Source organism: Streptomyces sp. NPDC000941 (assembly GCF_053599555.1).
On the sequence record NZ_JBSFMM010000194.1, the window covers coordinates 1 to 21,578 of the forward strand.

Genomic DNA, 21,578 nt, shown 5'->3' on the forward strand with positions numbered 1-21,578 from the left:
TGGCAACAGAGCGGTAGCCCCGTTACTGATTGCCCTCGGGGACGGCGTCCCCCACAAAGCGGCCGTCGTCCGATCGGTACACAACTCCAACGTCATACCGATCAAGCAGGGTGTACATGTCGGGAGTGGGAGCAGCTGGCAAAAGGACGACCCGCTTGGGCTCGTCTTCCTGCCCCGGTGCCTTGACGTAGCGGCTGTAGTCCAGGAGCTGCCCGAGTGCCATCCGCACGTCTTCTCGGGAGTTCGAGCCCTTCGCCTCGTAGAGCACATGGTCCGTAGCGTCGTACAGGTCCGTGCGGAGCGTTGAGGTGAGGCCCTTCACCTTAATCTGGAAGGCGCCGGTTTGGTGCCCAGCAGAGTCCAAGTGGGCCCTGTATGCCTGAGTCAGCTCCGCCTCGTGACGGACTGCGATGGTGGCGGCAGCGGCAGCACGGAGACTCATTTTGGTGCCGAATGCCTCAGGGACCACGAACGTCCCGCTGGTCTCCGCATTGGGGGGCGCCTTACGCGAGGAACTCTTCTTACGCGCGGACTGCTTGGGGAGTGGCAACTCACCGCTCGTAGCCGGATCCGCCTGAAACATCGCCCCGGTAACGACCTGAAATGGCACCAACTCCGCCGTGGTTTCCTCAGCGGGCGGGATCACATCCTGTGTGGCGTGCTGCACAGTACCCTCGGGGCGCAGGCGGAAGACGATGACTTCACGCTCGTTGCCGTCTTCGCCATGAACCCTGCGCCACACATACGGCTGCATCCCGTCCAGCGTGAACGTGCCGAGGTACCGGTGCGTCTTCGTATCGCTGTCAGGCAGCTTGCCTACACGCGTGAACACGCGAAGCACCCGATCTTGCTCCGCGTGCCGAAGAATCGCTCTGTTCCCTGAGCCGGCGACACCATCGAAGGTCTGGTCACCGGACTTCCCAGCACCGGTGTACTCGAAGAGGGCGCCCAACTCGTCTTCTTCAGCCAGCCAACCGTCGTAGTATCCGGCCTGCTCCCCCACGTCCGGGTCCGAGTAAAGGTTCACGCTGCGCATGCCCTCAGAGGGACAGATCCCTCCCTGGGGGCTCCCCCCGAACACCGCACGGATCTCAGCGCGTGTACGGACATCACCGGGGTTGATCCCCTCAACGCTAGTGGTCATGCCGCGACCCTAAATCACCGCACTGACAGTCCCCTCGCCATCCGTGGACTACACAGGACGGCCAACCACCGCCGGGCCTCTGACCTCATGAAACGCCCAAGTTGCTCGCGCCCTCCAGAGCCATTGCCGTACAACAGAACAGCGCACCCAGCAGCACCGAGGCAACCAGCGACCGAACTCCTAAAGCAGGTGCTATGCGAGGTGATGCCGGCGAAGCTGATGACCTAGCGTGCATGTGAGCGATGGACTGGTCACGCTGGGATGGGAGGGCGTACGGGTATGCAGTCGCGAGTGCCTAGTGCTGCAGGCTACGAGCAGGATGCTGAGGAACTTGCCCGCCGGTACGAGGGGGTGGCGTTCGAAGTTGTGCACAAGGAGTTCCTGCCGTGGCTGCCGCCCGCTCCGGGCAGGGTCGTCGACATCGGCGCCGGCAGCGGCCGTGATGCTGCCGCGCTGGCCACTCGAGGGCACCAGGTCGTAGCGGTAGAACCCACTCCTGAGCTGCGGCGGATCGGACAGCGCCTCCACGCAGACGCAGCGATCCACTGGACCGACGACGCCCTTCCTTCTCTGACCGGTCTCCAAGGGCCCTTCAACTTCATGTTGCTCTCCGCAGTGTGGATGCACCTGGACGAGCGGGAGCACGTCGATGCCATGCGACGGCTGGCCGAGCTGGTGGCGCCGGGAGGATGTGTTGCCCTCTCGCTGCGGCACGGTCCGGTTCCTACCGGGCGGCGTATGTTCGCGGTGTCCGCGGCCGAGACTGTAGCGCTGGCTGAACGGTTCCGCCTGTCCGCAGTGCACCGCGGCGAGGAGCCGGATTGTCTCAGCCGGGAAGGCGTGAGCTGGAGCACCCTGGTCTTCCGTGCGGAGCAGCACGCTGCGCCGGGGGTGAGCCGATGACAGTGGACTTCTTCCGATACGAGCCGAGCGCCCGTACGTCCTGGCGGCTGGCCGTCTTGATGGGCTCCAACTCCCGCACCTACAAGTTCGCACTCGGGGCTGCGCTGTTGGAGTGCGCCGCACAGGACAGAGCCGAGGTGTCCCTGGAGGAGCTCGCGGTGCCGTACGCCATGGGCCTGGTGGCGCACCTGGCCGAAGCCCCGCAAGCCCCGTCAGGGCCGCCGGCCGGAGAGTCGGACTTCCTGACAGTGGCTGCGCGTGAGGCCGACGAGTCCACTGCGCTCGGCCACCCCACCGACCGGCTCTTGCATTCCGCAGTGCGAACCATGCCGGGGATGGTGATGAAGAAGTTCCACAACCTGCGCGGCGGCACCCAGACGGCGCATCGCTTCTACGAACTGACCGGCAGCTCACGCAAGCCGATCGTGCTCCTGACGCCCGAGCTGCGCGCCATCGCGCAAGGCGAGCAAACCGCCGGTCTGCGGGCCGAGCTGGGCGCGCGGTGGAACATCGTAGAAAGCTCCTTCGCTGTGGGCATCGGCCGAAGCCTCATCGACGAGGGGGTATCGGTGGATTGGTCGACACTGCAGCTCATGGACAAGCGCCGGCGTCGCTCGGTCACCGGGGTCACCGACGCTCTGATTGGGTTTCAGCACGGCCGTTGCCTCACCTGCACCGAGCCCATCACGCCAAGCGACAGCACCGCCGTCGACCATGTCTTCCCTTATTCCCTGATGGAGCGCTTTGGTGCCTTCTCTGGCTGGAGCGGCCCGGACCTTGACGTCATCTGGAACCTGGCTCCCGCCCACGAAACGTGCAACAGCGCCAAGAGTGACCGCCTCCCCAAGCCCGAGGAGCTCCATCGGCTCGCTCAGCGAAACGAGGCGATCATGCAGTCGCCCCACCCACTCAGGAAGACCCTCCAGCTCAGCCTCCGAAGCGTGCGGCACAGTGCCAGCTCCCAAGAGCAGTGGCCGTACTTCTTGCGCCAGGTACAAGCCGCCTTCGAGTAGTCCGGTAGCTCCTCTCGAAACCGTTCCGACGGCAGAGCAGCGACAAGGCAGGTGGCTCGCCGGACGGCCGGCGGCCCGTCGCCGCCACCGACGAGCAGCTGCCCGCGGCAGATGCGGCGTTGGCGGCGATGCGGTGCAGTGCCTCCTCACCCGCGCCCGGTTGATCAGCGCATTGACGAGGCGCACCTGTGGACGCTGATCGAGGAACCAGGCCGTGCGCGAGCCTTGGTCGTCGTTCCAGCCCGTGTGCTGGCCAGGCTGATGTCCCGCCCCCGCAACTTGAAGCGGGACAGCACGGCTTGAATCGAGTCAGGCAGCAGTGTTTTCCCGGTGCCAAGTGAAAAAGGGCGCTCGATGATGGCCGTAGTCAGCGACCGTACGGCCGGCGAGAGCTTCAGCTGCTTCCCGCAGATCTGAGGTGTCGTTGGGCTTCTGCCGGACGACGATGGTGCCGTCTCCGGTCACGAAGATGTGGCCGTGTTCGAATAGTTCGTCGCAGCCCATGAGGCAGGCGGGCATGATGTTGGCCATCATGAGCCGCTCTTCCCTGGTCGCTGCGCTGCGGCGCTTGATGTGGGCAGCCCGGATGAACCGTGTTGGCAGTACACGGCCACACAGGGCGCAGGCGGCCTGCTGTGCTCCGCCGAGAAGCGCCTTGCGAAGCTTTGCTTGCTCGCGGCGGACGAGGACCTGGGCGACAGCATTGACGTCGCCGTCGTGGTCAACATTTCCCTCGGCAGGGAGAGTGTCGACTGGTGGGAGTTCGCTGGCCAGTTGGGCAACGGAGGCAGTCCCAGAGCGCAGGACTGCGGCTCCCTGCTTGTTCGCGGACAGACGCAGGGCTTCCATGCCATCAGCACCAACGGCGGCTCCGGTGACGTTGTGCTCTTCGTCGAGGACGTCCATGCCGATGCGCTCGGGGTAGTCGTCGTCGGGCCAGACCGGCGCGGTGTCGGTGAACAGCGGCCTGGTGATCTGAGTGACGATCACCCTCTGGAGGGTTACGTCAGTCCATCCGCCTGGCCTTACACGGCTGTTGGGGCCCTTGTGCCCGAGGATCAGGAAGTCGCCTTCCTTCAGGGTCTGCACGGCCTCACGCGCCTCGGCTCGGTCCAGGGCGCTGGTGCGCCACCCCCAAAGTCCCTGGTTGAGTCCGATTTCCAGGTTCGCCCGGGACGGGGCGGGCACGTAGATGTATCCGGTCTTGGGCATAGGTCCTTCATCACTCAGCCTCCCGGAGGGAGGGTGCAGTGGGCTGCGCCCTCAGCGAGTTGAAGAACTGGAAGGGGCGTAGCAATTGGCGGAGTTGCGATCTTAGAAAATCCTACACAGGCGTGAAGGTCTGGCGGACGCGAGTTGGGGGCGCGAGACCTGGGCGCACGTCCTGCCGTCCTGGCGATCGCATGCCTGGTGGGCGTGCGGGGGCGGAGATTCGAACCCGCGACCACCGGCGTACCGGCTGCTCTGAGCTGGCTGAGCTACCCCGCGACCGGCACGCCCGTCCAGTCTGGCCGTGACCCCATCGACCCGGAGGCGGTTGGTCAGCACATGGATGAGGCGCAGCTGTGGCAGCTGATCGAGAACCAGGGCGAGCGCGAGCCGCTGATCACCCGCGGGGAGGCGCAGGCTGTGGTGGAAATGCTGCAGCTGCTCGGCGAACAGGGCACCGATGTTGCGAACGAACTGGCTACGCGTCTTGCCCGGCGGCTCCCCGCCGACCAGTAGCCACCCGGCCCATCCCGGGACGCACTCAGCAGCCTGTGGTTGGAGGCTGGCGACATGGCCCAGGTGCTGCATGTCGTCGTCCAGCCGCCGTCACCGAGCGGCGGCCGGCGGGTGCGTGTGGACGGCCTCATCCTTGGCGTGGATGCAGCGTATTACCGATCTGCTGGAGTTCCCGCGGCACGCTGGTCTGGAGGCTCGACGCTATACCGCGTGTACGCGCCTAGCGTTCTCTCCTTTGCGTCAGGCGCCATGTTCGTGCGCCTGTGGCCTCGCCCTGCTTTCGCCAATACCGCACCGCCCTCTTCCAAAGAGTTCTCCAGGCGCGGCTAAATAGCAAACTGCGTAGTCGATGCCCCTTGAGTGATGGCTGGTTTTGCAGTAGACGGAGCACTTCACGGCCAGCCTTCATTTCCAACCCTGGGTTGACGTCATAGAGGAGCTGAGGGTCGGTGCACCTGATTAGTTTCCTAAGGTCTTTCTTCATTCGATTGACGCATGTACCCTCGGAGTTAATGATGTGTTGGTGGAGTTCCTTCTCCTGCTCCTCGCTTGGCTCTTCGGGTAGCAGCAGAGGAAGGAGATGATGGGCTGCATCGAGGCGCCCCCAGGTAAAGTCGGATTTCCGCCATCTTTTGTCGATGAAGGCACCGAAATGATGGATTCGAATGCCGTAGAGTTTCTTGTCGCCAATGTCTGCTGACCAGTCCTCATTAAACAGGGGCCCCATTGCATCCGGTCCCATTCGGAGAAAGCGGAACTTTGGTGTGAGTTTGTCGACGACCTTGAGTGGTGGGGCGAAAGCTTGCGTAAGTACTTCCAGTAGCAGGTAGGCAGACACTACGTCTTTTCGGCGCGTCCAGCGTGCACCGGGCTCGACCTCTCGCAATGTGCGAAGAAAGCATGCTGTGGCTTCGTCGACGAGCTGACCCGCTGCCGCCGGCACGTCCAGCTTGGTGAATACCTGCTCGACTACCTCGGCTGCGCGACGTTCGCTCATACGCTCGCCAGGGGATGGCCAGTGTGCCATCTCCTCGAACACGGCATCGGAGACGGCGATCATCTTCTGCAGTTGCTCTGTGATGTATTTAATGCCATCAGTCAGAGCTCTCTGCCTGAAGCTGTGGACGGGCGCCGAATCCTGCAGGGAGCCGAGGAGGATTTCGTGTAGCTGGTGAGCGAGGGTCTGCAGGAGGCGCTCCGCTGTGCGGCACCCCCAGCGCCACGTGTCAAGATCGGGGTCATTAAGTTCCCGGATGTCATCCAGCGGGAACCAGGACATCTTCAGGTCGAGGATTTCTTCGATAGCCTTCAGGTCAGCTGCGGGCGGTGTCACCAGGGAGGTAATGGTCTCAGGGTGTGTTCGCTCAGTCATCGCATCCAGTACCACTGCCCTGGCGCGACTCAACCGGTATTCAGTAAGGAGATTGCACGCGGCCACGCGTACCCGCTTCTCGAGCCGCTCACCCTTCTCCGAGTCCAGCAGTTGCTCGAATAGTTCCTCGCGGGTTTCGCGGACGCTTGTGCTCAGCCGGTTGTGTAGATCTTCGGTGCCCGAGCGAATGTCTGCCTCTCGAGGATAAAATAGCGCATTCCAGGCGGCGGTGAGGGGGTTGACTTCTTCGGTGCATTTGCCCTTGACATGCTCTTCTGTCAGTCGCCCGCCAGTGGGGGTGACGTAGACGACGACGCGTTCCACTGGTCCTTCAGCAGGCCGCTTGGTGATTTCCTCCAGGACAGGCCCGAAGGGCGCATTGTTCAGTACTCCTCCGTCCATCACGTTGCTTGCTGGGTGCTTGTAGCCCGGGTCTGGGTGTAGTCGGTGGTCTGTAAGTGGGTATTCGCTAATGGGGCTAAAGGCTACCGGGAAACTCGCGGTCGCGCGTGCGGCCTGCACTAGGGCATCCTCGAATGTTGTATTGCCGTATGCAAAGTGGTTGATTTTCTCGGTCTTCCCCCAATGCGGCTTACCTTCCTTGTTGTTATATTTGTAATCTGGTTCACTCTTGAATTGATAAACGCGGCGGTGATCGCGAATGTCAAATGGTTGGCCAAAGGTGTCCTTGAGGGGTTTGCCTCGGCCATTGAGCGCAGTTGCGGTCACAAGCAATGTGACTGTCCCGGGTGAGTTAGACCCGTTGATTCCATCGAGAGCCTTTCTGAACGACTCTTCAAGTTTGTCCCCGTTGAGCAAGCTGTTCGGATGTTCGCCTTGGCTTAGCGATTCCAATGATGCCGAGTCCACCCACAAGTCACGGAGGCAAGAAGGCTCGCTGGGAAGGGCTGACCCACGACCGACCGCAGTGGCCAGTAGAATTCCGTTGAGACCGCCGGCAGACGTTCCCGAGACGACGTCGATCTGTACGCGCCGGCCCGCCTTATCTGCCAACTGTTTCCACAGTTTAAAAACTTCTCTGTCACGCTCCGCCACTTGGTCTTGAGTAGTGACACCGTCAGACGCTCGGCGAAGCAAATCGATCTCGTGGGCCACGCCACCCATCCAGACGGCGAGGCTGACACCTCCGTTCATCACCAAGGCAAGCCGAGTCTCCATCTTCTCTGTGGTGTCGGGCGTGGGGTGTCTTCCGTCGACGTGGTCTTCTTTGAGACCCTTACTTCCCTTTTCCGTACGGAAGATGGCCATGCTTGCTCCTTGTATCATGTGCGCTATTAGTTACCTCTGGTGTACCTGATGGGAGGGAGATGGGCGCCTTGAGTACCCCCATCAAGGGGCCACGACTCCACCCCAAGCGGGATGGTCACCGCGGGACGAGAAGAGAAGCGGCTGCCCGCAGCCCTCAGGCTGCCGAGTCGGCTTGGTTGTGCCAGGTGCGGCCACACGAGTTGCACCGTACGGCTGGCGGCTGCCCGTCACCGCCCTCGACGACAAGGTGCCCGCGGCAATGCGGGCACGGCCAGACCACGGGGACCCTGCGGCGGGCGATACGGAGCGCGGTCTCGACTCGCTCGGCGGCCGCGGTGGCGACGGCGGTGATGCGGGCGGTGCGGGCGGGGCTGAGCGGCAGGAACGGTCCGGCGAGGCCCTCCAGTCGCGCGGCGAGCCAGGCGGCGGAGTACGGGGCGCTGCGCTGCCCGGTGTAGCGCCAGCGGCGTGGGTCGCGGGCGTCGGCGGTGGCGAGCTGGTCGCGGCGGGCGCGGTCGGCGGCCGGCCAGTCACGGGGGGCGTACGGCATTGGGGAGCGCTGGATGAGAGCGGCGGTCTGGTCGGCGCACTCGACGAGGTCCTGCTCGACGGCGCGCATCGTGTCGTAGATACCGAGGTCGAGAGGCACGGGCCGGGTGCCAGGTGCGTCGGCCGCGGTGTCGAGACGCTCGGCGGCGTGCTCGGCGCGCTCGTCGTCGTCGAGGACGAGGTGGACGATGCCCATGACCGGCGGCCAGGTGGTGGCCTGGCGGGCGCTGAGGGCGTCTTCGAGGTCTGCCCACCTGTCGATAATGCTCTGAAGGTGCTCGGTGGGGCTGGTGCTGGTGGCTGGGATCATCGCGGTGCTCCTGGCGGTGCGTGGGTTACGGTGATCTCGCCGTGTGGGGCGCGCCTGGTCTGGGGAGACGAGAGGCGCGCCCCGTCGCGTTGTTCAGGGGCAGTCGGCTGCGAGCCGTTGGATGTGCTCTCGCATGCGGTCGTACTTCGTGGTCGCGCTGTGGTCGCCCCACTGGGCGCTTGGGTCGCTGTTGGGGACGTGCTCGACGTCGGCGAAGAGTTGGGCGTCGCGGGGGTGGATGTGCCAGCTCATTTGCCAGCCGACCAGGTAGGTGGCGATGGCGGACAGGGGCGTGATGCGGCGGCCGTCTGCGGGGCGTGCGCGCGGGCGGCGAGGGAACCGGATGCGGCGGGCACCCGGCCGGACGCGGGCTGGGGCTCGGGAGTGGCGGCCTGCCGCGTGCGGGTCCTCCGGCTGCGCGCCGCGGCGTTCTTCGCGCGCCGCCGAGCAGCCAGACACGTGGAGCACGGCTCGAGGCCGAGTTGCTTCTCCACATACCAGCCGCGCGCCGAGCCGCCCTCGGGTCGTGCGTGTTCCCGTTCCAGGCGCTCGAGGCGCTCCTGACGCACCCATTCCTCACGCATGAGCCAGCACTCGGCGCACCGCTCGCCAGCGGCGACGTGCTGCCAGTACGCCGGCCGGGTCCCGCACAGGGCCTGCTCGGCGGTCATGAGCGGCTTCTGCGCGGGCTTGGGCTTGAGGATGTCCTGCCGTTCCTTCGGGGTGTGTCCGCCCCAGATTCCGTGCGGCTCGCGCGTCTCGAGGGCGTAGTCGAGGCAGTCGGCCCGCATGGGGCAGTCGGCGCACAGAACACGTGCCTTGGCCACGTCCGCACGGTCGCCGATGAAGAGGTCGCCGTTGCCGACGCAGGGGGTGGGCTCGGCGTTGAGGAGGTACGGCGGGATGAGGACGTCGAGTTCGAGCATGGGTCAGCTCCCGTCGAGGTTGGTGGTTGGGGTGTTGGCGGTGGGGGCGTCTGGGTGGCTGTCGGTGGCGGGGTCGCAGCCGAGGTGTGTGGTGTAGCCGCGGGCTGCCCAGTCGGGGTTGATGGGGCGTTCGCAGACGTCGCAGAGGTGTCTGGTGTCGCTGGTGTCCCCGGGGGAGTTGGCACCCCCTCCCCCCTCTTGAGAGGGGGGACGGGGGGAGGGAGGTGCTGAGAGGGCCGGGGGGAGGGTCCCCGGGACTTCCCCGGGGGAGGTTTGACCTGGGGTTTTGTTCGGAGGTCCCCCGGATTCGGGGGAGTTTTTTGTTACCGGGGAGTAGGGGAGGTGTGGGGGGATGCCTGTGGTGGGGCGGTTTTTTCGGATTCGTACCGCTTCCTCGATCTTGGATTTCGCCGCCTTGATGCCGAGCTCGCCGCACTTCTTGATCACGCGGGGGCTGCCCCAGCCGGTCGGGACTCCGGCTTCGTCGAGCCGGGCCACGATGTGCTCGACGGTGCCGGGGATGGCTGCCAGGCCGGTGCCGGAGGTGAAGCCGATCGGGTCGGGGAGCGCGATGATGTGGCGAGTGCCGCCGGCTGCCCAGTGGTCGCCGTCGCGCCGGGCCTGCCGCAGCAGGGCGAACGAGTCGGGCCCGATGCCGGTACGGGTGTGCGTTCGCTTGAGCATCAGGGAGCCGCCACCCTGTGACGTGAGGGTCCACACGTGGTCGACGTCCTGAGTCTTGGCGCTGCTGCCGCGGGCGCCGCGCTCCCCATCCTTGCCGAGGTGGTCGAGACGGATGCTGGCGAGGCCGGCGCGCTTGAGCGGCAGAAGCGTGTGCCGGTACAACGCCAACCAGGTATCGGCGTCGTTCTCAGGGCCGGAGATGAAGCGGCTGACGGTGTCGATGACGACGATCTGAGCTTCGACTGCAGCGGCCAGTGCGAGGACATCGGCGCCGCCGCCCGCGGTGTCCAGGGATCTGATAGGCGGGAACGAGGCGTAGGAGAGCATCCCCATGCGCCCGTCGCCCGCGCCGAAGCTGAGGAATCGCTCCTGCAATGCTTCCTTCCCGTTCTCGGCATCGAGGTAGAGGACGGGGACGGGGGCCTGTGGTTTGTCGTCGAGGAACGGCTGCCCGGTAGCGACTCGCCACATCCACTCCTGACAGAACAGGCTCTTCCCCGCCTTCCCGTCGCCGACGAGGGTGATCTGCTGGCCACGCGCCATGAGGCGTCCGGGAAGCAGCTGCACCGCGCTGAAGTCGAGCGAGAAGAACGCGCCCCAGTCGAGCAGCGCGGCGGTGAGGTGACCGGGCTCGCCAGCGGTGTGCGCAGCGGTCGCGTCCTCGATCTCTATACGGACCGATGCGACGATTTCGTCGATGTCGTTGGCACCTGCGTATCCCATCTGGGTGATGCGGTGGCCAGCTTCGACGATACGGCGTTGTACCGCGCGCTCGTGGACAATCTCGGCGTAGTACTCAGCGTTGGCGGCGGTGGGGGTGCTCTGGACGAGGGTGTGAAGGTATGCGGCGCCGCCAATGCGCTCGAGGTGGCCGCGCCGGGTGAGTTCGGCGGCCACGGTGATGGGGTCGACGGGATCGCCGCTGGCGTGGACGTCGAGGATGACGCGGTGGATGGTCTCGTGGGCGGGCCGGTAGTGTTCGGCCGGGTCCATAGCAGCGGTGACGTCACGGATGGCGCCGCGGGACAGGAGCATGCCGCCGAGAACGGACTGTTCAGCGTCGAGGTCTTGCGGGGGCACCCGGGTCAGGCCGTCGTCGTCCACCGTGGGGCGGGTGATGTGGCGGACGTTGTCCACGATTCTCCTTGGTTCAGAAGAGCGGGGCTTGCCGGGTGGGGCCGGGGCACTTGTGGTCTGCGACGTGGGGATGTGGGCAGGCGGTGGGGTGCCAGGCGGTGATCCAGCGGAGCCGGTGCGGGCTGTGGAGCCGCTGGGTCAGGCACCAGATGAGCCGGTGGTGGCTGCGGGCCGTCTGCTGCTCGGCGGGGTCGAGCGGGGTGGGGTCGGCGACGACTGCCAGTACCTCGACGAGCTGGCGGATGACGGGGGCCTGGCAGGACGGGCATCGGGAGTCGGCCGCGCCCGTCCTGCCGGAGCGGTGGGTCATCAGGCGCTCTGGGCCTGGGCCCCGAAGAGGGTGCCGCCGCTGGTGCGCCGGTCGTACATCTCGCGTTGGAGACTGCGCAGCCGGCCGCCGGTGACCTCATCGGCGGCGACCTCGATGCCGGTGACGCGGACCTTTACGGCGGGCTGCTTGTCCTCGTCGGGGCCGGGCTCGACACGCTCGACGTGGGTGAGTTCGACGATGGCCATCCAGCGCCCGCGGCGCTGCTTGAACATTTCGGCGGCGTGGGGTTCGAGGGCTTCGGCGACGTCGGTGAGGACCTTGCTGTCGAACTTGACGTCGGCGTCGATGTGGATCATGCGGCTTGTGCTCCTTGCTGTTGGGCCGGGCGGCAGTTGGCCCGGTGGCCTATGGCGGGGTTGGCGTGGACGTAGTCCTCGACTCGGCGGCGGCCGGTGACGCGCTCGTGGTGGCCGCAGCGGCCGCACAGGCAGTCCGCGATGGGGTCTGGCCGCGCTCCATGCGCCGGATGTGGAGGCCAGGCAGCCAGCTCCCGGGCAGGGGCTGGGCGCTCACGAGCTTTCCTTTCACGACGTAGCCCGATCCCGGCGTAGAGCGGTACCTGCGTCGTCTTCCTGCTTGGCGGTCAAGCCTTCCTGCGGTTCAGCGGTCGTGGGAGTGGCGGAAGGGGGGCCATTTGAGGGGGCCAGAAACAGCCCGAGGCTGGGCCAGCGCACCTTGGAGAGCCGTGCCCGCTGGTGCTGCGGGAGAGCGAACAGCGGGTGGCCGTACCAGTCCAGCCCCGCAGCGCGGAGCCACCAGGCATCGCACTGGTCGCCGCCCGGGTCGTCGAAGAACTCGATGCCCGTGGCGAGGTATGCGGCGGCCGCCATGCGCGCCTTGTCGGCGCTGCCGTGGTCGCACGCGTAGCTCTTGAGCGTGGCAGGGACGACGACGGCGTACGGCACGTAGGCGTCGACCAGCTCGGCGCGGACGACGCCGTGCACCATCGCGGTGATGCCAGCGCCCTTGGCGTGCTTGGGCAGGTCCTCGATGACCGCGAGGTGCGGGCGCACCTCGCGGAGGGCTGCGCGGACCAGGTCGCGGATGAGGGTCAGACGTAGATCGCCGTCCTGTCGGCGGGTCTTGACGCGGCAGGTGCTGCCGTTGGTGAGGCAGACGCCGGTGCTGGTGAGGGACAGGTCCAGGCCGATGACGCGGAGGGCGGCGGGGCCCGCCCCGGCCGGAGCCGGGACGGGACACGCGGCGCCCTGGTCGAACAAGGTCGCGGCCGTCACTGGGCACCATCCCGGGCGGCGAGGTACGCGCGGCCGAACTTGGTCACCGTCGGGTCGCCATCGTCCTCGGCGACATACCGCCAGGCGACGAGGACGCGCAGGAGATCCAGGCGCATCGGCGCCGGACCGCCTTCGGCGAGGGCGTGCAGCAGCGCCTCGGCGTCCTCGGCGAGCGGCTTCTCGATCGGGTGGCGGCGGGACTTGTGCAGCTTGGCCGTGTGTGCGGCGGTGCCCGGGGTGCTCTCGGCGGAGCAGGGGCAGGCCGCGACGGTTTCCTTGGTGTCGCCGTTCACGTGGCCGATGCAGACCAGGGGCGAGGTGCGGCCCTTCGCGCACAGCCGGGCTGTGCAGCAGCCGCAGTTGGGGCAGTCGGCGGGGGTGGGGCGTACGTACTCGGGGCTGAATGGCTCGTGGAACGGGTAGTCGTCAGACACCGGCGGGCTCCGAGGCGGTGGTATTGCACGTCCAGCAGGTGCAGGATCCGTCGGCCTGCTCGGCGTGGTAGGTGGTGCGCATCTCTTCCGGGCACCAGCGGCGGCGTCGGCGAGCGGCTCAGCGAGGGCGGCGGCGTCCTGCTCGGCGGTGGCCGGCGGGCGGGTCAGGGCTGCGCGCGCCCGCGTTGCGCCGGTCCTTGCGAGGACGGCCACCGCAATGCCCAGGGCGGCGGTGAGGCTGGTGGCCTCGAGGTGCCAGCTCATGCCCCACCGCTGGTGCGCTCGTTGTAGTGCCGCATACCGAGCGCGTCGAGGGTCTCCTCGTCGCCGTTCTCGTTCGCCACCAGCACGTGCAGCATCCGCGCGTTGCGCAGCTCGTAGCTGATCTGCTCCAGGCGGCCGGGCGTGGTTTGCGGGTTGATGATCTCGTCGCGGTAGTCCTCGGCGGTCCGGGTCGGGGCCTCACCGCGTTCGATATTGGACTCGTCGTTATCCGGTGCTCCGGTCGGGATCAGACCGGCGACGAGCAGCACGACGCGCTGCGCGATCGTCTGCGCCTTCGCGGTGCCCTTGTCGGCGTAGTCCAGGGACTCGCCCTCGGACTCCATCTCAAAGAAGTCACCCCGCGGCCCGTACACGCGCCACGTGATCTTTGTGGTGCTCTCGCGCATTGGAGTGCCCTTGCCGCTGCGCGCGTCGCGGTGGCTCGGCGTGACGCAGTGCGGGACGATGGACACGCCATGCTTGAGCGTGACCGGGCCGAACGCCGCGACGGTGCGCTCGTAGCCGCGGAAGTTGTACTTGGTCTTGCCGTTCTCCTTGTAAGCGTCGCCCTTGCCGATGTACTCGATATCGCGGCGGACGCGGAGCCAGGCGATGTGGACGGGCACCATGTCCCAGTCCTCGCCCTCGCGCGGGACGTAGCCGCTGAGGTCCGGCAACTCGTCGCCGGCGGTTGCGGGGACGGCGGGCGGGCTGTACGCCCCGGCGGGCATGGTGCTGTTGGCAGCCATCTCGGCGCGCTCGGTGAGAGACGTCATGCTGCGTGCTCCTTGCGGACGAACTGCGGGATGTAAAGGCGCTCCTGCGACTTGTCGACGACGCACGCGGCGTATGCCTCGGGGAACTCCTCGCGGAGCCGGGCGATGTCGCAGCGCTCCTGCGAGGACTGCTCGATGGAGTAGAAGGGCCGGCCAGCGCGGATCGCGGCCTGTGCGTTGCCGAGTGCGGCGATCATGCGGGCCTTGGCTGCCGTCTGCCGCTTCTTGGCCTCGCGGATCGTGTCGCCCTCGGCGAGGTAGTCCGCGAGAGCATCGAGCGCATCGACGTTGCGGTCGACGACGGCCACGCCTTCGCGGTCGGGGTGGAGCCGGTCGTACAGTTCCAGCAGCGCGTCCGGGGGCTCCTCGCCGGTCGGTTTCGGGGCTTGGCCGGGAAGGATGTGCTCGTGCCACAGCCGCGCCGCAGTCGCGTTGATGTACGCGACCAACTTGGTGTGCTCGTCGCGGCGGACGGTGTACTGCCGGTAGTCCTGGCCGCCGATCAGGCAGACGACGTGGATGTGGTCGAGGCCGGTGACGAGGATTTGCCACAGCACCTGGGCCAACACATCATCCGGCGGGCCTTGCCTCCAGAGGTGTGCGACGAATGCATTCCTCGTCTTCGCCTCCAGGGCGCACAGGGCTCGCTGCGACCGGTCTAGTGGGCACTCGGTGCACAGCCGGTCGAGGGTGCACATCTGCCATGGGTCGGTTTCGTTGGCGATGAGGCCGACGGGGGCGACGACGGTGCGGTTGCGGCGGGCCCAGTCGCGGGCCAGCGGCTCTTCCAGGAGGTTGCCGAAGTGGGCGGCCTCGCTGAACTCGTCATCGTGAGGCAGTGCGCCGCCCTTGTCGTGGAATACGTGCAGCGGCGTCTTCAACCCCGAGAGCTGCATGACCGCGGGGAGGTCCGAGCTGCCAATGCCCTTGCGGCGGGCGTCGAGCCAGACATCGCGGGGTGCGGTGTGGTCGAGGACGAGGCGGCCGGTGGGTGTGACCCGCTGGCCGGCGGCCGGGGCGCTGGTGGCCCCGGCCTGCACGGTCTCTGTCATCGGCGGTCCCTTCTGGGGGAGTTGGCGAGGCGGGTGTTCATGCAGCGCCTCGTATACGCTGACCAGGCGCCGGTCCCGCTGCGCGAGTCAGCTCCTCGGTCAGGTCGAGCGCGTCCGGTCGGGGCAGATGTACCGTCACCAGCTCCAACCCCTCCGGGCGCACCGCGGCCATGTGACCGACGAGCTCCTCACGGCACTCCTTGGCCTGGCTGGCAGCCAGAGCGGCATGCTGCTGGTCGCCGTCGGCGGCAGCCGCCTCGCGGAAGCGGAGCGCGCTACCGAGGCGGATAACCAAGTCCTCGATCAGGTCGGGCTGGTCGAGCCAGGCGTCCGCGAGCCGGTCGAGCATGCCCTCGGCGGCACAGGTCACGTCGACCTCGACGACGCCCGCGCGCTGGCAGGCGGTGATGGGCTTCATCGGCGACCTCCGGCGTGGCGACGGACACGATGCGCGCGGATGGCGGCGGCGATGCGGGGCGCGTCCTCGACGGCGCGAAGGATCATGCAGCCGACGCCGTAGAGCACGAGCGAGACGAACAGGCAGCGGAGAACGGTCATGACCGCACCCCCTTGTCGAGCGGGTGGATCAGAGGGCGCACCCCAGTGGCGGCCTGCTTCGCGTACGTGGTCACCACGGCGGGCAGCTCAGACGGGTCTGTGGCGGGTACCGTCTCCACCTCGGTCAACTCGCCCATGCCATGCCTGATCTCGTCCGCAGTCAGGGGCTGTACAGCGCCAGTGGCGTGGGCCTCTCGGTACAGCGGCCAGTTCCCGCCCTCGGACCAGTCACCGGTGTGAACCCACTTGGTATCGACGGCCTCGCAATAGCGCGTGACCAGCACAGACGCGCAGGCAGTCTCGTCCAGTAGCACTGGCACCGGGACGTCGTCTGCTGTCGACACCACCTGCGACGGCGCGTCGCCGTTACCCAGTGCGTCCCGCAGTTGCCCAACCGCCTCCGTGGTCGACAGCCCCGGCGGCGGCACCGGCACCCCGGACGGCTCCAGCTCTGCGGCGGCCTCCAGCTCGGCGACCCGCTCCCGCAGCCGTCGCAACTCCCGGCCCTCGACCTCAGTCCGCAGCGACTCCCACAGCCCGATCACCGCGGGGATGCCCGCTATGAACGTGTTCGTGTGCCAGGGGCCCGGGCGGTAGTTCGGGCACTCAGCCGGCCACAGGTCACAGCCGCACATGCGGCTATGAGTCGAGTCGGCTACCGCCCGGGCGCCGGCCGCGGCGAGCGCCTTGACTCGCGCGGCTGACAGCTCAGCCGGGCTGACGTCGACCAGTGCACGGAGTTCGGCCAGCGTGGCGGTCGTCTCCGGTGACTGCAGCAGCCCGCGGTCCTCCAGCGCCTGCGCCGCCTTCGACGCCGGATCAGCGACCGGGGCCCGGCCGCACTCCCACGCAGCGACGATCGTGTTCCTCGCGACCCGTACCCGCGCCGCTGCGCTCATGCCGACACCGTCGCATCCTGCGCAGCGACGTCGTCCATCAGCGCCCACGCCTTCACCGGTACTCCGGACACCACCAGCTGGGCCGAGGTGTACGGGCGCGGGTCGTCCTCCCGGAACGGACGTGTGGTGGCCGTCCCGCCCAGCACCTCGGCCAGCGCCTGCACACCCTCGGGCGAGTCGTGGAAATACACGTCCACCGACGGCCTGTCGACGTCGAACGCGAAGCAAGACGCCCTCACGTCGCTCGGCACGATCGGGCTGATGGTGACGATCCGCTGGGCCACCGCCAGCGCGGCCATGTGCCGGTGGCGCTGCGTCTCCTCGGAGGTGGGTGGGCTGTCGGTAGTCTGAGTGCTCACGGTGGAGCCTCGCTTTCTGTGATCAGTGGTTGGTGAGGTGAAGCCGGAAGGGTCGGCCGGGTCTGCAGTCCGGTCGGCCCGCTTCACGCGGTCAGGAAGTCCGAGCGGTGCGCCGCGATGGCAGGGGCTTGAGATTGGCCAGCGGGTGCGTGCCGACGGCGCGTAGCTGGGGAGCCTGCTCCGGCTCGTGGTGGAACTGGGCGTCGATCGCCTCGAGGTCGGCGTCCGTGAAGTACACGGTTCGGCCCAACTTGGTGTGCGGCAGCTTCTTGATGTGCCGCCGAAGCCACGTCTCTGTGACGCCCTCGGGCAACTCGGCCGCCGCCTCCGCGTAGGTCAGGCGCCGTTTCATGCCGGGACCGTTGTGACCCGCATCGGCGACCTCTCACCACTGCTGCGGCCAGCGGGCGCGAAGAGGATCAGTACATCGACGCCGATCTTCCGGGTGATCCGGTGCGCGATGTCGCTCGGGACGCTCTCCTGCTCGCCGGTCAGCAGGTTGCCGATGGTGCCGTGCGGGACGCCGACAGCCTCGGCCAACTCCCGAATGGTGATCTTTGCGCCGGTGCCGGTGCGCCGCATGAGGCGCTGCATCAGATCCGGCTCGAGCAGCTTGTACATGGGTGCGCAATCATTCACGCGTCCGCCTCATAGAACAATCTGTTGCTCTGCTTGGACATAGCGAGCATCGCACGAGATGGACGTGATGTCCATCGAAAGCAACAATGGGTTTAGGTCTGGTCATGAATGTCGTGCGCCCTAGCGTGCGCCGTCGCTCAGCATGGACACTCTGTCCAGCACGTGAAACGACCGGCACGTGTGAGCGGGGGGCGAGCTCACGCACCACTGGTCACATGGACACCCACGGCCCATTACGTGACTCGGAGTGGCAGGATGATCCCCATGGCCGAACAGGAACCCATGTACGCCCGCGGGCGGGCGCACCTGTCCGACCTCGTCCGCGCGCGTCGCGCAGAGCTGCGCCTTAGCCTGCGCGCTCTCGCGGACCGATGTGTTGACCCCGAAGCGGGGGGCGGCAGTTTGGTCAAGTACAGCTGGATCGACCGCCTCGAGAAGCGTCTGCCCGTGATCCCCCCGCAGCTGCCCGAGTTGCGCGCTCTCGCGGCCGGGCTGCAGCTGCCGCTGGTCATGCTGCAGGATGCGGCGGGGGCTCAATTTCTTGGCATCGACTCCCTGCGCGCCCAGTCGGGTGAAGTCATGGCGCTCCTGGCCCATGCTGAAGAGCTCTCGCCCGAGGATCTGGCGAAGGTGACAGCCATGGTGGAGGCATTCGCTCGCAAGGGGCGTAAATCTGACGGTGCGTAAGTACTAATTACGGCGCGCGACCTAGTGTGACCATGGCCGAAAAGGCATGATTGATGCTCCGACTGGGGGCGTGATGGTCCGGTACTCTCGCGACACCCGGATTCGAACTGGTGACCGAGTATCCGGGGGTCGCACTGCTCCAGGAGGGGCTCGATGCCACAGGAAGAGGCAAGCCACTGCCACTCGCACATCGAATTCGCAACTGACGCCGAGATGCCCAAGAATCGCAGCGTCATCAGGGTGGAGCGCCCAGGAGAGATCTTGTGGCTGATTCGCGAGGGCGAGATGACCGAGCCACTACGCCAGGAGATCAACGAAATTCTGGCGCATGTCAGCCACCACGGGTTGCAAGTGCAGAGGTGGGGCGGCAGCGAACCGCCCCACACCGCCACTTAGACAGTGTCCTATGTGGTGAGGCGGGTAGGGCTTCAATGTGGGCTCTTCAGCCTCACCGGGGGATGATCAAATCGGTGAGTTGTCCCGCAGTTGGCATCCGACCGCGGTTGAAGACGACCGCGACGAACAGCACCACCACCGGCAGCAAAGGGACGAGTGCAGCCTCGGGTAACCCGAGGACGGCCGCACAAGCCATGACCAGCACGACTACGAGCCCCACCATGACCATCCGCAATCGCTCCCTCGGCGCGGCCGGATCTACGCCGGCGAGTTGATCTGCGTCGAGAAGGTCGTCGATGCGGCCCTCGGCGTAGCGTTCGGCGATCGTCAGCAGCATCACGATGAGGTCTTCAAGGGCGCGGCCCGGCTCGGAGTCCTGCCGCGCTTCGGCCCTCCGTAGCGCGCCCACCACTAGTGCGGCATGCGCCTTGTACTGCTGCTCGTTGTGCCGTCTGGCTCTGGCGCGGCGGGTGCGATGGGCCCTCCAGATGGCTTGCTCAACCGGTTCCATGGAAACTCGCGGGATCTGGCAGTCCGGCTGGGTTTCCTCCCAGCGGCGGAGAACTGTGGCGCACTGGGCTGCGACCGTCAGCAGTGCAACGACCGGCCAGCAGCGCCGGTACTCCATTCGTGCACTCTGCTTGTCCGGGTATCCGGCGAGGGCCTCCAGGTCATAGGCGGCATGCGTCGCGGTGCTGCCGGAGCTGGTCAGGTTTGTGCGCTTGATGAGCCGCACTTCGGCGACCAAGATCAGGGCGATGGCCAGGAGGGTCGCTACTTTGCCGATCGCGCCAAAGTCCCAGAGACGCACCGACATCGGCACAGCCACGATGCTGCTGAGCAGTGCTTGCACCACGCCAGGCTTCGGTCCCGGATCCGCGCTCAACCGCAGATGCTCCCAGGCGGCCATGTCGTCGACCTTCACCAAGACGAACAGCAGCAAGAGAAACCGGAGTGTCTTGATCGGCATGGCCAGAGGCAGAGCGCGCCACCACCGCATGACATACAGAACGGCCAATCCGTGGCCGTCGACCCGATCTCGTATTCGAGGCGGCAGCAGCAGCATCTGCGTCAGAAGCGGAGCAGCTCGACGCACCCCTGAGGCGACGCGCAGCCGCTCGAAGTCCTCCAAAAACCCCGACCCCCAGCGCTGAACCGGTCCAGGAATGAGGAGCAGAGCCATGGCGACCCCGAGCACCAGCTCGATACCCACGACGAGATAACCGATCAACACAGCGACAGTCTCACGTATCCCATCGACGGCCAGGCCCGGAACGCGATGAACCGACAACGGCGCTGGCGCACTCGGCACGAATCTGATGCAGATGGCAGCGCGCCTGCCCAGGACGCACCCGGGGCGCGGGACCGCTCCTGCAGTACCTGCACACGCCCGTGTAAGCGCACCCTGGACCTGCACGCGCCCCTTCCTCGGACTCGCTGCAGCCCTGTGCTGCTACAAGCGGCTCGTCCGCTTCGCCACGTGGGACACCGTCTTAGGCGCCGACAGCGAAGAGCCGCGGTCGGGCCCTGTCGGCCATGGCGATCTCGACGGCGGTTGTGATGTCGTCGTCCAGCTCGGACAGCAGATGTCCGTAGCGGTCTACCGTCGTCGAGATCGACTCATGCCCCAGCCGACGCTGGATCGCGGGCAACGGGATCCGCGCAGCGATCAGCCACGACGCGTGCGTGTGCCGAAGATCGTGAAGGCGGGGTTCCTTCGCGAGTCCCTTGGCGACCGCGGCCTTAACCGCGGGGCGCCACTTCCTGTTGTAGAAATTCGCGTGCCGCCAGTGCTTCCCAGTGGGCGTCTGGAATAGAAACGCCTCCTTGGGCTGCCCGGCCGTCAGACGGCGCACCAGAGCCTCCTGAACGGGCGTGAGCCGGAGGATCCGACGTGCCTTCCTGGTCTTGGGTGGGCCGAGGTAGAACGCGCCCCCCTCGGCGCCCTTCTTGGCCTTCTTCCATGCACGCTGGATGGAGACCGTGGATCGCTCTACGCCGAGGGTGATGTCTTTCACCTTGAGAGCCGTCGCCTCGCCCCAGCGCATGCCCGTGGCGACGAGCCAGTCTGCGAGGTCGCGCGCGTCTGGGTCCCTGATCTCCTGTGCGATGCGCTGGTACTCCTCGTGCTCGAGGAAGCACATCTCTTCCTCGGTGCCATCGTCCAATCTCGGGAGCCGGGTGTTCTTGCAACAGTTCGTGGTGCGTAGCTGCGGGGTGCGCTCCACCGCCGACTGCACGATGCAGAACAACAAGCCGTGCCGGTTGCGGATGCTCTTGGGGTCGGCCTTGATCCGCTTCCACTTCTTCGGGTTCTTGGGATCCGGCTCGCCTTCTTCCTCGAGGCGCACCCAGTCTTGAATGTCGTCCTCAGCCAGGTTGGCGATCGTTGCCGGTACGACTTGGCCGGTCGGCTCGACGTGCTGGAGCAGGGAGAGGTGGATCCGGATCTCGCGGTGGTAGTCCTCGCGGGTGCGGTCATCGATCCCGTTCAGCCGGTTGACGTACCGAGTGGCGTACTTCAAGAACGGCATGTCTCCCGGTACGGCCGGCTGCTCGACGAAGCCCTCGCCCTTCACCCAGCCGTACGGCCACTTCTGCCCGTGGGCGTCGACCAGCTTCTTGAAATCCGCCGCCTGATCCTCATCGCCGAAGGACTCGGACTCCCAGCTGCCGCCGCGTCCGCCTTGGATCCAGCGGACTTGGTAGATGGAGGTCCCGTCCTTGCGGTTGCGCGCCCTGATGGTTGCCATGGGCTGAGGCTAGGAAGGATTCGAAGATCCGGTTTGGCCCTCGTTTGGCCGAGATTCGGGCAAGATCAAGGGCCTGACCCGCTTGCGCAGGTCAGGCCCTTGATCGTTCAGGGTGAGTAACGGGACTCGAACCCGCGACATCCTGGACCACAACCAGGTGCTC

Annotated in this window: 26 protein-coding genes, 1 tRNA gene and 1 pseudogene; 5 read left to right on the plus strand and 23 right to left on the minus strand. The window is 66.7% G+C overall.

The window, feature by feature from the left end:
- Nucleotides 1–22: 22 nt before the first annotated feature.
- Nucleotides 23–1,144, minus strand: a complete 1,122-nt coding sequence (locus ACWDSL_RS40910; RefSeq protein WP_450493163.1) for a hypothetical protein — start codon at nucleotides 1,142–1,144, stop codon at nucleotides 23–25.
- A 279-nt stretch (nucleotides 1,145–1,423) separates the two neighbouring features.
- On the opposite strand from ACWDSL_RS40910, the gene ACWDSL_RS40915 reads away from it, so the two are divergent.
- Together ACWDSL_RS40915 and ACWDSL_RS40920 are read left to right on the plus strand one after the other, a co-directional pair.
- Entirely contained in the window at nucleotides 1,424–2,047 is a 624-nt protein-coding gene (locus ACWDSL_RS40915) for a class I SAM-dependent methyltransferase (protein ID WP_450493164.1), read from the plus strand.
- Entirely contained in the window at nucleotides 2,044–3,060 is a 1,017-nt protein-coding gene (locus ACWDSL_RS40920) for an HNH endonuclease (RefSeq protein ID WP_450493166.1), read from the plus strand. Before ACWDSL_RS40915 ends, ACWDSL_RS40920 begins: the two co-directional genes overlap by 4 nt.
- A gap of 309 nt (nucleotides 3,061–3,369) precedes the next feature.
- Here the strand turns inward: ACWDSL_RS40920 and ACWDSL_RS40925 are convergent, their stop codons facing one another.
- Both ACWDSL_RS40925 and ACWDSL_RS40930 read right to left on the minus strand, forming a co-directional pair.
- Nucleotides 3,370–4,272: a hypothetical protein gene (locus ACWDSL_RS40925; RefSeq protein ID WP_450493167.1), complete on the minus strand. Its 903-nt coding sequence runs from the start codon at nucleotides 4,270–4,272 to the stop codon at nucleotides 3,370–3,372.
- 204 nt (nucleotides 4,273–4,476) lie between these two features.
- Nucleotides 4,477–4,548 (minus strand) — tRNA-OTHER (locus ACWDSL_RS40930).
- A gap of 60 nt (nucleotides 4,549–4,608) precedes the next feature.
- Between ACWDSL_RS40930 and ACWDSL_RS40935 the strand changes: the two genes are divergently transcribed.
- Nucleotides 4,609–4,785 carry a hypothetical protein gene (locus tag ACWDSL_RS40935; protein WP_450493169.1) on the plus strand — a complete coding sequence of 59 codons (177 nt, stop codon included), beginning with the start codon at nucleotides 4,609–4,611 and terminating at the stop codon, nucleotides 4,783–4,785.
- 220 nt (nucleotides 4,786–5,005) lie between these two features.
- Here ACWDSL_RS40935 and ACWDSL_RS40940 read toward each other — a convergent pair whose 3' ends face one another.
- The 18 genes and pseudogenes from ACWDSL_RS40940 to ACWDSL_RS41025 form a co-directional block, all read right to left on the minus strand.
- Entirely contained in the window at nucleotides 5,006–7,426 is a 2,421-nt protein-coding gene (locus ACWDSL_RS40940) for a DUF3376 domain-containing protein (RefSeq protein ID WP_450493171.1), read from the minus strand.
- A gap of 154 nt (nucleotides 7,427–7,580) precedes the next feature.
- Nucleotides 7,581–8,285, minus strand: coding sequence for a hypothetical protein (locus ACWDSL_RS40945; protein WP_450493172.1), 705 nt, complete (start codon nucleotides 8,283–8,285; stop codon nucleotides 7,581–7,583).
- 93 nt (nucleotides 8,286–8,378) lie between these two features.
- Entirely contained in the window at nucleotides 8,379–8,537 is a 159-nt protein-coding gene (locus ACWDSL_RS40950) for a hypothetical protein (RefSeq protein WP_450493174.1), read from the minus strand.
- On the minus strand, nucleotides 8,534–9,211 hold the full coding sequence (locus ACWDSL_RS40955) for a WhiB family transcriptional regulator (RefSeq protein WP_450493175.1): 678 nt from the start codon (nucleotides 9,209–9,211) through the stop codon (nucleotides 8,534–8,536). The genes ACWDSL_RS40950 and ACWDSL_RS40955 overlap by 4 nt, the downstream gene beginning before the upstream one ends.
- A 3-nt stretch (nucleotides 9,212–9,214) precedes the next feature.
- Nucleotides 9,215–10,462 carry an AAA family ATPase gene (locus ACWDSL_RS40960; RefSeq protein WP_450493202.1) on the minus strand — a complete coding sequence of 416 codons (1,248 nt, stop codon included), beginning with the start codon at nucleotides 10,460–10,462 and terminating at the stop codon, nucleotides 9,215–9,217.
- A 69-nt stretch (nucleotides 10,463–10,531) separates the two neighbouring features.
- Nucleotides 10,532–11,104, minus strand: a pseudogene (locus ACWDSL_RS40965) (DnaB-like helicase N-terminal domain-containing protein); the annotation flags it as partial.
- A complete protein-coding gene (locus tag ACWDSL_RS40970; RefSeq protein ID WP_450493176.1) occupies nucleotides 11,046–11,342 on the minus strand; it encodes a hypothetical protein in 297 nt (98 codons plus the stop codon). The pseudogene ACWDSL_RS40965 and the gene ACWDSL_RS40970, both read right to left, overlap by 59 nt.
- On the minus strand, nucleotides 11,342–11,659 hold the full coding sequence (locus tag ACWDSL_RS40975; protein WP_450493178.1) for a hypothetical protein: 318 nt from the start codon (nucleotides 11,657–11,659) through the stop codon (nucleotides 11,342–11,344). Before ACWDSL_RS40975 ends, ACWDSL_RS40970 begins: the two co-directional genes overlap by 1 nt.
- Before the next feature lie 228 nt (nucleotides 11,660–11,887).
- Nucleotides 11,888–12,598, minus strand: a complete 711-nt coding sequence (locus ACWDSL_RS40980) for a hypothetical protein (protein WP_450493180.1) — start codon at nucleotides 12,596–12,598, stop codon at nucleotides 11,888–11,890.
- Nucleotides 12,595–13,032: a hypothetical protein gene (locus ACWDSL_RS40985; protein WP_450493181.1), complete on the minus strand. Its 438-nt coding sequence runs from the start codon at nucleotides 13,030–13,032 to the stop codon at nucleotides 12,595–12,597. The genes ACWDSL_RS40980 and ACWDSL_RS40985 overlap by 4 nt, the downstream gene beginning before the upstream one ends.
- A 260-nt stretch (nucleotides 13,033–13,292) precedes the next feature.
- Nucleotides 13,293–14,072, minus strand: a complete 780-nt coding sequence (locus ACWDSL_RS40990) for an ERF family protein (RefSeq protein WP_450493183.1) — start codon at nucleotides 14,070–14,072, stop codon at nucleotides 13,293–13,295.
- The gene (locus tag ACWDSL_RS40995) at nucleotides 14,069–15,124 is read right to left on the minus strand and encodes a YqaJ viral recombinase family nuclease (protein WP_450493184.1); all 1,056 of its coding nucleotides are present in this window, start codon (nucleotides 15,122–15,124) and stop codon (nucleotides 14,069–14,071) included. The genes ACWDSL_RS40990 and ACWDSL_RS40995 overlap by 4 nt, the downstream gene beginning before the upstream one ends.
- Before the next feature lie 37 nt (nucleotides 15,125–15,161).
- Nucleotides 15,162–15,542 (minus strand): hypothetical protein, encoded by a 381-nt coding sequence (locus tag ACWDSL_RS41000; protein ID WP_450493185.1) that lies wholly within the window; start codon nucleotides 15,540–15,542, stop codon nucleotides 15,162–15,164.
- The gene (locus ACWDSL_RS41005) at nucleotides 15,539–15,682 is read right to left on the minus strand and encodes a hypothetical protein (protein WP_450493187.1); all 144 of its coding nucleotides are present in this window, start codon (nucleotides 15,680–15,682) and stop codon (nucleotides 15,539–15,541) included. The genes ACWDSL_RS41000 and ACWDSL_RS41005 overlap by 4 nt, the downstream gene beginning before the upstream one ends.
- A complete protein-coding gene (locus ACWDSL_RS41010; RefSeq protein WP_450493189.1) occupies nucleotides 15,679–16,581 on the minus strand; it encodes a hypothetical protein in 903 nt (300 codons plus the stop codon). Before ACWDSL_RS41010 ends, ACWDSL_RS41005 begins: the two co-directional genes overlap by 4 nt.
- Nucleotides 16,578–16,940, minus strand: a complete 363-nt coding sequence (locus ACWDSL_RS41015; RefSeq protein ID WP_450493190.1) for a hypothetical protein — start codon at nucleotides 16,938–16,940, stop codon at nucleotides 16,578–16,580. Before ACWDSL_RS41015 ends, ACWDSL_RS41010 begins: the two co-directional genes overlap by 4 nt.
- Nucleotides 16,941–17,031: 91 nt before the next feature.
- Complete coding sequence (locus ACWDSL_RS41020; protein ID WP_450493191.1) at nucleotides 17,032–17,292, minus strand: helix-turn-helix domain-containing protein; 261 nt, start codon at nucleotides 17,290–17,292, stop codon at nucleotides 17,032–17,034.
- A complete protein-coding gene (locus ACWDSL_RS41025) occupies nucleotides 17,289–17,561 on the minus strand; it encodes a helix-turn-helix domain-containing protein (RefSeq protein WP_450493193.1) in 273 nt (90 codons plus the stop codon). Before ACWDSL_RS41025 ends, ACWDSL_RS41020 begins: the two co-directional genes overlap by 4 nt.
- A gap of 282 nt (nucleotides 17,562–17,843) precedes the next feature.
- On the opposite strand from ACWDSL_RS41025, the gene ACWDSL_RS41030 reads away from it, so the two are divergent.
- On the plus strand, nucleotides 17,844–18,266 hold the full coding sequence (locus tag ACWDSL_RS41030) for an XRE family transcriptional regulator (RefSeq protein ID WP_450493195.1): 423 nt from the start codon (nucleotides 17,844–17,846) through the stop codon (nucleotides 18,264–18,266).
- 153 nt (nucleotides 18,267–18,419) lie between these two features.
- Entirely contained in the window at nucleotides 18,420–18,662 is a 243-nt protein-coding gene (locus ACWDSL_RS41035; protein ID WP_450493197.1) for a hypothetical protein, read from the plus strand.
- A 52-nt stretch (nucleotides 18,663–18,714) separates the two neighbouring features.
- Here ACWDSL_RS41035 and ACWDSL_RS41040 read toward each other — a convergent pair whose 3' ends face one another.
- On the minus strand, nucleotides 18,715–19,896 hold the full coding sequence (locus tag ACWDSL_RS41040; protein WP_450493199.1) for a hypothetical protein: 1,182 nt from the start codon (nucleotides 19,894–19,896) through the stop codon (nucleotides 18,715–18,717).
- Nucleotides 19,897–20,155: 259 nt separating this feature from the next.
- On the minus strand, nucleotides 20,156–21,415 hold the full coding sequence (locus ACWDSL_RS41045) for a tyrosine-type recombinase/integrase (RefSeq protein ID WP_450493201.1): 1,260 nt from the start codon (nucleotides 21,413–21,415) through the stop codon (nucleotides 20,156–20,158).
- Nucleotides 21,416–21,578 lie beyond the last annotated feature (163 nt).